The 7,571-nt window shown below is 53.1% G+C and carries 7 protein-coding genes, 14 tRNA genes and 1 pseudogene; 5 read left to right on the plus strand and 17 right to left on the minus strand.

Going from position 1 to position 7,571, the window contains the following annotated elements:
* The first annotated feature begins 132 nt into the window (after nt 1-132).
* From glpX to E1757_RS31510, 3 genes are all read left to right on the plus strand, one after another.
* Nucleotides 133-1,101, plus strand: coding sequence for a class II fructose-bisphosphatase (glpX, locus tag E1757_RS31500; RefSeq protein WP_133235807.1), 969 nt, complete (start codon nt 133-135; stop codon nt 1,099-1,101).
* Nucleotides 1,102-1,182: 81 nt separating this feature from the next.
* Nucleotides 1,183-2,001 (plus strand): sulfite exporter TauE/SafE family protein, encoded by an 819-nt coding sequence (locus E1757_RS31505; protein ID WP_133235809.1) that lies wholly within the window; start codon nt 1,183-1,185, stop codon nt 1,999-2,001.
* Nucleotides 2,002-2,097: 96 nt separating this feature from the next.
* Nucleotides 2,098-3,120 (plus strand): polysaccharide deacetylase family protein, encoded by a 1,023-nt coding sequence (locus E1757_RS31510; protein WP_181956717.1) that lies wholly within the window; start codon nt 2,098-2,100, stop codon nt 3,118-3,120.
* A gap of 246 nt (nt 3,121-3,366) precedes the next feature.
* Here E1757_RS31510 and E1757_RS31515 read toward each other — a convergent pair whose 3' ends face one another.
* Entirely contained in the window at nt 3,367-3,675 is a 309-nt protein-coding gene (locus tag E1757_RS31515) for an alpha/beta-type small acid-soluble spore protein (protein ID WP_133235811.1), read from the minus strand.
* A 143-nt stretch (nt 3,676-3,818) separates the two neighbouring features.
* Here E1757_RS31515 and E1757_RS31520 point away from each other — a divergent pair, with 143 nt between their 5' ends.
* Entirely contained in the window at nt 3,819-4,040 is a 222-nt protein-coding gene (locus E1757_RS31520; protein ID WP_133235813.1) for a hypothetical protein, read from the plus strand.
* A 218-nt stretch (nt 4,041-4,258) separates the two neighbouring features.
* On the opposite strand, the pseudogene E1757_RS31525 reads toward E1757_RS31520, so the two are convergent.
* A pseudogene (locus E1757_RS31525) lies at nt 4,259-4,345 on the minus strand (SDR family NAD(P)-dependent oxidoreductase); the annotation flags it as partial.
* Nucleotides 4,346-4,556: 211 nt separating this feature from the next.
* On the opposite strand from E1757_RS31525, the gene E1757_RS31530 reads away from it, so the two are divergent.
* On the plus strand, nt 4,557-5,513 hold the full coding sequence (locus E1757_RS31530) for a helix-turn-helix transcriptional regulator (protein WP_133235815.1): 957 nt from the start codon (nt 4,557-4,559) through the stop codon (nt 5,511-5,513).
* On the opposite strand, the gene E1757_RS31535 is transcribed toward E1757_RS31530, so the two are convergent.
* The 15 genes from E1757_RS31535 to E1757_RS31605 form a co-directional block, all read right to left on the minus strand.
* Nucleotides 5,496-5,759, minus strand: coding sequence for a helix-turn-helix domain-containing protein (locus E1757_RS31535; RefSeq protein WP_133235817.1), 264 nt, complete (start codon nt 5,757-5,759; stop codon nt 5,496-5,498). The genes E1757_RS31530 and E1757_RS31535 overlap by 18 nt on opposite strands.
* Nucleotides 5,760-5,889: 130 nt before the next feature.
* Nucleotides 5,890-5,969, minus strand: a tRNA-Leu gene (locus tag E1757_RS31540).
* Between the two features lie 295 nt (nt 5,970-6,264).
* Nucleotides 6,265-6,341, minus strand: a tRNA-Arg gene (locus tag E1757_RS31545).
* Between the two features lie 21 nt (nt 6,342-6,362).
* Nucleotides 6,363-6,448: transfer RNA gene (locus E1757_RS31550), tRNA-Leu, on the minus strand.
* 17 nt (nt 6,449-6,465) lie between these two features.
* Nucleotides 6,466-6,539, minus strand: a tRNA-Cys gene (locus E1757_RS31555).
* A 9-nt stretch (nt 6,540-6,548) separates the two neighbouring features.
* A tRNA-Gly gene (locus E1757_RS31560) sits at nt 6,549-6,623 on the minus strand.
* 15 nt (nt 6,624-6,638) lie between these two features.
* Nucleotides 6,639-6,710, minus strand: a tRNA-Gln gene (locus E1757_RS31565).
* A 10-nt stretch (nt 6,711-6,720) separates the two neighbouring features.
* Nucleotides 6,721-6,796 (minus strand) — tRNA-His (locus E1757_RS31570).
* Between the two features lie 13 nt (nt 6,797-6,809).
* Nucleotides 6,810-6,883, minus strand: a tRNA-Trp gene (locus tag E1757_RS31575).
* A gap of 7 nt (nt 6,884-6,890) precedes the next feature.
* A tRNA-Tyr gene (locus E1757_RS31580) sits at nt 6,891-6,976 on the minus strand.
* A gap of 20 nt (nt 6,977-6,996) precedes the next feature.
* Nucleotides 6,997-7,072, minus strand: a tRNA-Thr gene (locus E1757_RS31585).
* 10 nt (nt 7,073-7,082) lie between these two features.
* Nucleotides 7,083-7,158, minus strand: a tRNA-Phe gene (locus tag E1757_RS31590).
* A 17-nt stretch (nt 7,159-7,175) separates the two neighbouring features.
* A tRNA-Asp gene (locus tag E1757_RS31595) sits at nt 7,176-7,252 on the minus strand.
* Between the two features lie 33 nt (nt 7,253-7,285).
* Nucleotides 7,286-7,362, minus strand: a tRNA-Met gene (locus E1757_RS31600).
* A gap of 12 nt (nt 7,363-7,374) precedes the next feature.
* A tRNA-Val gene (locus tag E1757_RS31605) sits at nt 7,375-7,450 on the minus strand.
* Nucleotides 7,451-7,571: the final 121 nt, after the last annotated feature.

A 7,571-nucleotide genomic window follows, 5' to 3' on the forward strand; every position in this document is an offset into this window, starting at 1 on the left:
GCAACATTAACATAAAAAATACACAAATTAAGCCTGAAAAACATCTATATATTACGCATTAAATGTGTAATAATAGTGCTATATTTTATTCAATATGTACTTTATTGGAACCATGCTTAGGAGGGATTTATTTTGGAGAGAGAATTGGCGCTTGAAATTGTCAGAGTTACCGAGCTTGCGGCCTTATCGGCAGCCCAATGGATGGGACGGGGGGATAAGAATCAGGCGGATGGCGCAGCTACAACCGCTATGCGGACGATGTTCGATTCAGTCTCGGTGCGCGGCACCGTCGTGATCGGCGAAGGCGAAATGGATGAGGCGCCGATGCTCTACATCGGAGAGCAGGTCGGCAACGGACAAGGGCCGGAGGTCGACATTGCGGTCGATCCATTGGAGGGCACGGAGCTGGTGGCCAAGGGGTTGAACAACGCGCTGGCCGTCATCGCAATGGCGGATAAAGGCTGCCTGCTGCATGCGCCCGATATGTACATGCAGAAGCTGGCTGTCGGTCCCGCTTTGGCCGGGAAGCTGCGGCTGGACGATCCGCTGGAGACGACCCTGCGGAAAGCTGCTGATTATTTGGGCAAGCCGCTCAGCAACATAACCGTCATGATTCTGGACCGCGAGCGCCATCAGGACCATATCCGTACACTGCGTCAAGTCGGCGTACGCATCAAGCTGCTGAGCGACGGCGATGTTGCCGGGGCGATGGCTCCGGCCTTGTCGGAATCGGGCATCGATCTTTATGTCGGCTCGGGAGGCGCTCCGGAGGGCGTACTGGCGGCGGCCGCGCTGCGCTGTCTGGGAGGCGAGCTGCTCGGACGCCTGATGCCGTCCAATGCGGAGGAGTTGGAACGGTGCCGCCAGATGGGCATGAGCGATCCTTTGAAGCTGTTGACGATGGACGACATGATCGGCAGGGAGGATGTATTTTTCGCGGCGACAGGAATTACGCCCGGCGAATTTTTAGGGGGCGTGCAGTATTCGGGCAATCAGCGGGCGGAGACGCATTCGATCGTCATGCGGGCGAAAACGAGAACGGTCCGCTTCATCCGCTCCATTCATTACCTCCCCAGCAAGCCGCTCCTGGGCGAGCTGTAAAACTTCATTAACCGTCTTCTGTTTGGATATGGTACAATTTAGGTTGTCATTTCAATCCGATACAGAAGAAGGTATATCATCATGAGCTTGCTATTTTACTTGGTTGTCGGCTTGCTTGCCGCGACCATCGGCAGTCTGGTCGGTTTGGGCGGCGGCGTTATTATCGTGCCGGCGCTCGTCTACCTCGGCCCTATGCTGATCGGCCAAACCGTACCCGTCGCCGTTGCGGTCGGAACATCGCTGGCCGTGTTAATTTTTACCGCTTTATCGTCTACGCTGACCTTCGTCAAGCAGCGGCGCGTCGATTTCAAAAGCGGCTGGCTTTATTTTATTACATGCGGACCAGGCGCCATGCTCGGCTCGTATACGACGCAGTTCGTCAATGCCAAGTCGTTTCAGCTTGCGTTCGGTTTTTTCATGCTGTTTATGGCTATTTTGCTGCTGCTGCGCGATAAAATAAAGCCGTTGAAGGTCATATGGCCGATTCAGCGTACTTTCACGGATGCGCAAGGTACGGAGCATACATACGGCTACGGTATCGTGCCCGCACTGATTATCGGTCTGGCGGTAGGCTTTATATCGGGTTTGTTCGGCATCGGCGGCGGCTCCTTGTTCGTTCCGGCGATGGTGCTGCTGTTCCGCTACCCTCCCCATGTCGCAACGGCTACCTCGATGTTCGTCATTTTCTTGTCGTCGATTATGGGGACGATCACTCACCTGCAGCTCGGCGAGGTCGACGGCTGGATGGTATTGGGACTCGCCCCGAGCGCGCTTGTCGGCGGCTGGCTCGGCGCCAAAATCGCCGGCCGTTTGAGCAGCAAGAAGCTGCTATGGGTGCTGCGCGTCACTTTTCTCCTCGTCGCGCTCAAAATGATTCAGGAAGGTTTCAGCGCCGCATAAGCTTCATCGAAAATTAGTTGGTCTGCCGACGGATAATCTGCTCTCCCTTCACGAAAACTAGCATTAACTATCGTGAAAGGGGGAGCTTCTTTTTTTATGAAAATAGTTCCCGGTCTACCTGCCGTTATATCGATTGTCTTATCTGGGCTTCTCCTGTCCGGCTGCTACTCCCAGCCCCAACAGCTGCGTCAGCTTAATCATCCGAACGACGGTACGCCGGCTCGCCAGGAAAACGGCCAAACCGTTGATACGAACAACTCCGCTGCGTCCCAGGATCAACTGATCCGCTTTCCGGAGTGGCCGATCCCCGGCGTTCAGCCTGTGGACGACCGGAAGCCGCGAGCCCATGCGCAGCCCGAGCAAGCCGCACCCGCACCGGCCGCACCCGCACCGCAGCCGGCACCGACCGACAAGCAGCCGGCCCGGAGCGCATCGTCTCGCCAAAGCGGCAAAGGCAAGCAGCTAAGCTTGTCGCAGCTTATCAAAAAATACCCGGACCTGCTGCTGCTGAAAGGCCCAGCCGGCACCAAAAAGATAGCGCTCACCTTTGACGATGCTCCGGATAAGCAGTTTACGCCGCAGGTGCTCGACGTTTTGAAAAAATACAATGTAAAGGCAACCTTCTTTATTGTAGGCCGTCAGGCCGAGAAGCATCCCGAGATGGTCAAAAGAATCGCCAGAGAGGGTCACATCATCGGCAATCACACCTACAACCATTCTTTGCTGACCAAGCTGTCGGACGAACAGTACCGCGCGCAGGTAACAAAAACCCAAAAAATATTAAAGCGCTCTATCGGCTATACGCCGAGGCTGCTGCGCCCGCCGTACGGAGAAATTTCGGAAAGTCAGCTGCTGTGGGCATCCGACCATCATCTGATCGTTGTCAACTGGAATGTCGACTCGCTGGATTGGAAGCAGCTCAGCCAGCAGCAGGTGACCGACAACATTTTGAACCATGCCAAGGCCGGTTCGATCGTGCTGCAGCATTCGGGCGGCGGGCCGAATCAAGATTTATCGGGCACCGTTCATGCGCTCCCTACCATTATCCAATCTTTGCATGGCAAAGGGTACCAGCTGGTAACGCTTCCGGAGCTGCTTCAAGTGTCCAAGCAGCTTTAATCTGGCTGCGCTGTTCGCGAAGCAGGCGCCGGATAAGCACCATTTCGATGATGGTAAACAAAGTCCCCAAAAGTGAAGTGAAGCCCTGAAGCGAATTCCACTAACCCGTATTCCACCGGGTTTCATCAAGAGAGCAAGCAACTCTTTACCTTACTTTTGGGGGAGTCCCCGATTATGCACGGAAATATGCTGCGCATAATTTCCTAAACAAAAAAATCCGGCGCGTCCTGCACCGGATTTTAAAGCTTATCTTCTGAACGGTTCCGCCGTCGTTCTACCTGATTCAGCCAGCTTCTGCTGTGCCATCCGGATCATTTCGCGGACCATCGACCCGCCGATTTCTCCGCCGATCTTACCGGCCTGCTCCGTCGATAATTGCCCGTTGTAGCCTTGGGTCAGCGGAATTCCCATGGACCGCGCGACCTCATATTTTACCTTTTGCGGATCGTCCGCATTTACAGCGTACCCTTTTTGCCGCATCAATTCGGCTTTAAACCGCTCAACGCCTTGCGTGGCTTCGGGAATAACGAGTCTTCTGCTTCTTCTCCTTGCCATTTCATATTCCTCCTTTTATAGTCTTAATAGCATCTGTATCATTAGCTTGAGCCAAAAGGAGCGGAACTATCCGCTACATAAAATAGGCGGCCCCCGCAAAAACTAGTTCTGACCGACACCAGCATAAGGGGGAACCTGCGTCCATGAGTCATTTAACGGAAATTATCGATAACCATAAGCATTTGGACGGCCTGTTTTCAATCGTCAAGCATTATGGAGTCAGCGCCGAGTTCGTTACCGACGCGTTAGTACAGCGGTTCGAGCAAATTCAACAGGATGAAGGGTCTGAAGAAAATACGCAGGAAGAAAAAGCGTACTGTGACGAAATTTTAAATACGCTGAATCAATTTTTCGCCCGGCTCTAACCGGCGCAAATAAGAAAAACGACAGACAGCATCCGTGGTGTAGGATTTACGTTTGAGAGCCAGGAGGGATGGATGTGGGGTTACAGCCGTTGTTGGTCGTGTTCCTTCGATTAGACCAGGCAGGAGAACACGATTTCAAAGACGGCCCGTAAACTTTCCTCCGCCCTCTTTCTGTTCTACTTTTGTATCTTCTGCTGCCTCTTTTTACTGGCCGGTGGATTTCCTCTCATGCTTCGTCCCGTTACATATTCGGTAGCGTCCGCTTCCCCCAGCATGACGGCAATACCACGCCCTGCTCCCCGCATTCCTCAGGCAACGACCGCTATCTTGCCTGTTAATGATTTCATCTGTCCCCTCCCGTAAGATGTTGCATAAATTTTCAGATTCGGCTGCTCGTGCTGCCTGAGCTTGTTTGCTTGCATCTTCAGTTATACGTAGTGATATATGCCACCCTTTGTCTTATTTCGATGATACAGTTAAACTGGACGAAAGAAATGATTGAAGGAGGCGTGCATCATGCGGGCTGAACGCTTGCTTACTATATTGTTATGCTTGCAGCGCTACGGAAAAATGACTACCCGCGAGCTGGCCGAAAAAACGGAAGTATCGGAGCGCACGATTGCGCGGGATATGGAAGCGTTAAGTGCGGCCGGGATCCCTGTCTTTGCCTACAGGGGAGCGGCCGGAGGGTGGAGCTTGTCGGAAGGCTACCGGACGAATTTGACGGGGCTTAAAGCCGAGGAAATCCAGTCTCTGCTGCTAATGAATCCGTCGGGAATTATGAACGATTTGGGTCTCGGCTCCGAATTCGAAGCCGCTTTTTTGAAGCTGCTGGCCTCCTTGCCTCCTTCGCTGCAGCGGGATGCGCAGTTTATGAGAGAACGCATACATGTGGACGGCGCGGGTTGGCATCAGTCGGAAGAAAGCTTCCCGTATTTGGCCGCCGTACAGGAGGCGATCTGGGAGCAGAAGCAGCTGTGCATCCGCTACCCAAAAGCCGACGGATATTCCGAAAGAATCGTTGACCCCTACGGGCTGGTAGCCAAAGGGGGCGCCTGGTACTTGGTTGCCCAGACGGATGAAGGCATGCGAAGCTTCCGGGTTTCGCGTATTCAGAACGCGCAGGTAACCGGCGAATCGTTCGCGCGGCCTGACGAGTTCGACTTGGCCGCCTATTGGGACCAGTCGACGCGGGCATATAAAGCTGCTATGCCCAGCTATCCGGCTGTAATCCGCATCCAGGAGCCGCAGCTGGCACGCATCCGTTGGTTTCGTTACGTGAAAGTGCAGGCAGTGAGGCCAGCGGATAATGATGGGTGGCTGGAAGCGGACATTCAATTCGAAACGCTGGAGTCGGCCTGCGAAATCATATTAAGCTTAAGCCCTTTTATTCGGGTCGAGCAGCCGACCGAGCTGGTATCGCTCGTACGGTCGCGGCTTCAGGCGTCATTTGCACTATATGAGCCTTATTGATTTTCGCAACGCTCTCGGCGACATACCTTGGCTTTGCCGGAACCGGTTGTCGAAAAATTCGACGGTGCTGTAGCCACAATCGTAGGCAATGTCCGTAATTGACAAGTCGCTGTTGAGCAGCAAATAAACGGCGGCTTGCATTCTCAGTCTGTGAACAAACTGGTTCGACGTCAGACCGGTCAGCATTTTAAATCTTTTATAAAAATAGGTGCGTTTCCTCCCCGTCATTGCAACGAGCCGGTCCATATCGATCTCCTCGCAAAATGAATAAGCAAATATATCGGTAAAGTAGAGGAACTGCTTGGATTCCCAGCCGATCCGCAAAAACAACCTGTACAGAAATCATTCTGTACAGGTTGTTTTCCTTCTTGCATTATGCCGGTGAAGGGACTCGAACCCCCACGGTTTCCCTCACGATTTTGAGTCGCGCGCGTCTGCCAATTCCGCCACACCGGCTTGATAGAAAGCTTACAGTTCACTTGGTTTTGCTTTGATGTATAAAATGGCGTGCCCTGAGAGATGCGGCCATAGGCCGACTGCGATGTTGTCCTAACGAAGCGGATGCTCCGACGAACTCAATCGTTCGAATCCGGCTCAGTTCACTTGATCTTGCTTTGATGTATAAAATGGCGTGCCCTGAGAGATGCGGCCATAGGCCGACTGCGATGTTGTCCTAACGAAGCGGATGCTCCGACGAACTCAATCTTTCGAATCTGGCTCAGTTCACTTGGTTTTGCTTTGATGTATAAAATGGCGTGCCCTGAGAGATTCGAACTCCCGACCTTTTGATTCGTAGTCAAACGCTCTATCCAGCTGAGCTAAGGGCACATGCTATGAAAGTGTACTTAATGCCGAAGACCAGACTTGAACTGGTACGGTAGTCACCTACCGCAGGATTTTAAGTCCTGTGCGTCTGCCGATTCCGCCACTCCGGCAAGTACTTTTTAAAAAATGGAGGCGCCACCCAGACTCGAACTGGGGGTAAAGCTTTTGCAGAGCTCTGCCTTACCACTTGGCTATGGCGCCAGGATTAAATGGAGCGGAAGACGGGAATCGAACCCGCGACCCTCGCCTTGGCAAGGCGATGCTCTACCGCTGAGCCACTTCCGCATATTAGAAAGAAAACTGGGGATCTAGGATTCGAACCTAGGCATGACGGAGTCAAAGTCCGTTGCCTTACCGCTTGGCTAATCCCCAATAGAAAAAATGGGGCGATCGATGGGACTTGAACCCACGAATGCTGGAGCCACAGACCAGTGCGTTAACCCCTTCGCCACGACCGCCTCAGTTAGTTACTGGCAGGGGCAGCAGGAATCGAACCCACACCAAAGGTTTTGGAGACCTTTGTTCTACCTTTAAACTATGCCCCTATAAAAATGGTGGAGGCTGATGGATTCGAACCACCGAACTCGTCAGAGAACAGATTTACAGTCTGCTGCGTTTGGCCACTTCGCTAAGCCTCCATATTCAATTAGGTAAAACATGGTGCCGTCGAGAGGACTTGAACCCCCAACCTACTGATTACAAGTCAGTTGCTCTACCAGTTGAGCTACAACGGCGTAATAAAGATGGTGGCTCGGGACGGAATCGAACCGCCGACACGAGGATTTTCAGTCCTCTGCTCTACCGACTGAGCTACCGAGCCTTACTTCATTTGTTTAATGGCGGAGCCGACGGGATTCGAACCCGCGGTCTCCTGCGTGACAGGCAGGCATGTTAGGCCTCTACACCACGGCTCCACACATCATCGAAGTTATGTACTTCGAGAAAATTGGTTGCGGGGGCAGGATTTGAACCTGCGGCCTTCGGGTTATGAGCCCGACGAGCTACCGGGCTGCTCCACCCCGCGTCAGTAATATTATGGTGGGCGCTGACGGGATCGAACCGCCGACCCTCTGCTTGTAAGGCAGATGCTCTCCCAGCTGAGCTAAGCGCCCAAATCTTAAATGGTGACCCGTAGGGGATACTGTCTACTTCGTAGCCAGACTGCGAAGCCGATGCTTTCGAAGCCTATGCTCCGACGAACCTCGGGGTTCTCATCCCTGTACTGGTATAAAT

The sequence above is a fragment of the Paenibacillus piri genome (genome assembly GCF_004354045.1).
Taxonomy (GTDB): domain Bacteria; phylum Bacillota; class Bacilli; order Paenibacillales; family NBRC-103111; genus Paenibacillus_S; species Paenibacillus_S piri.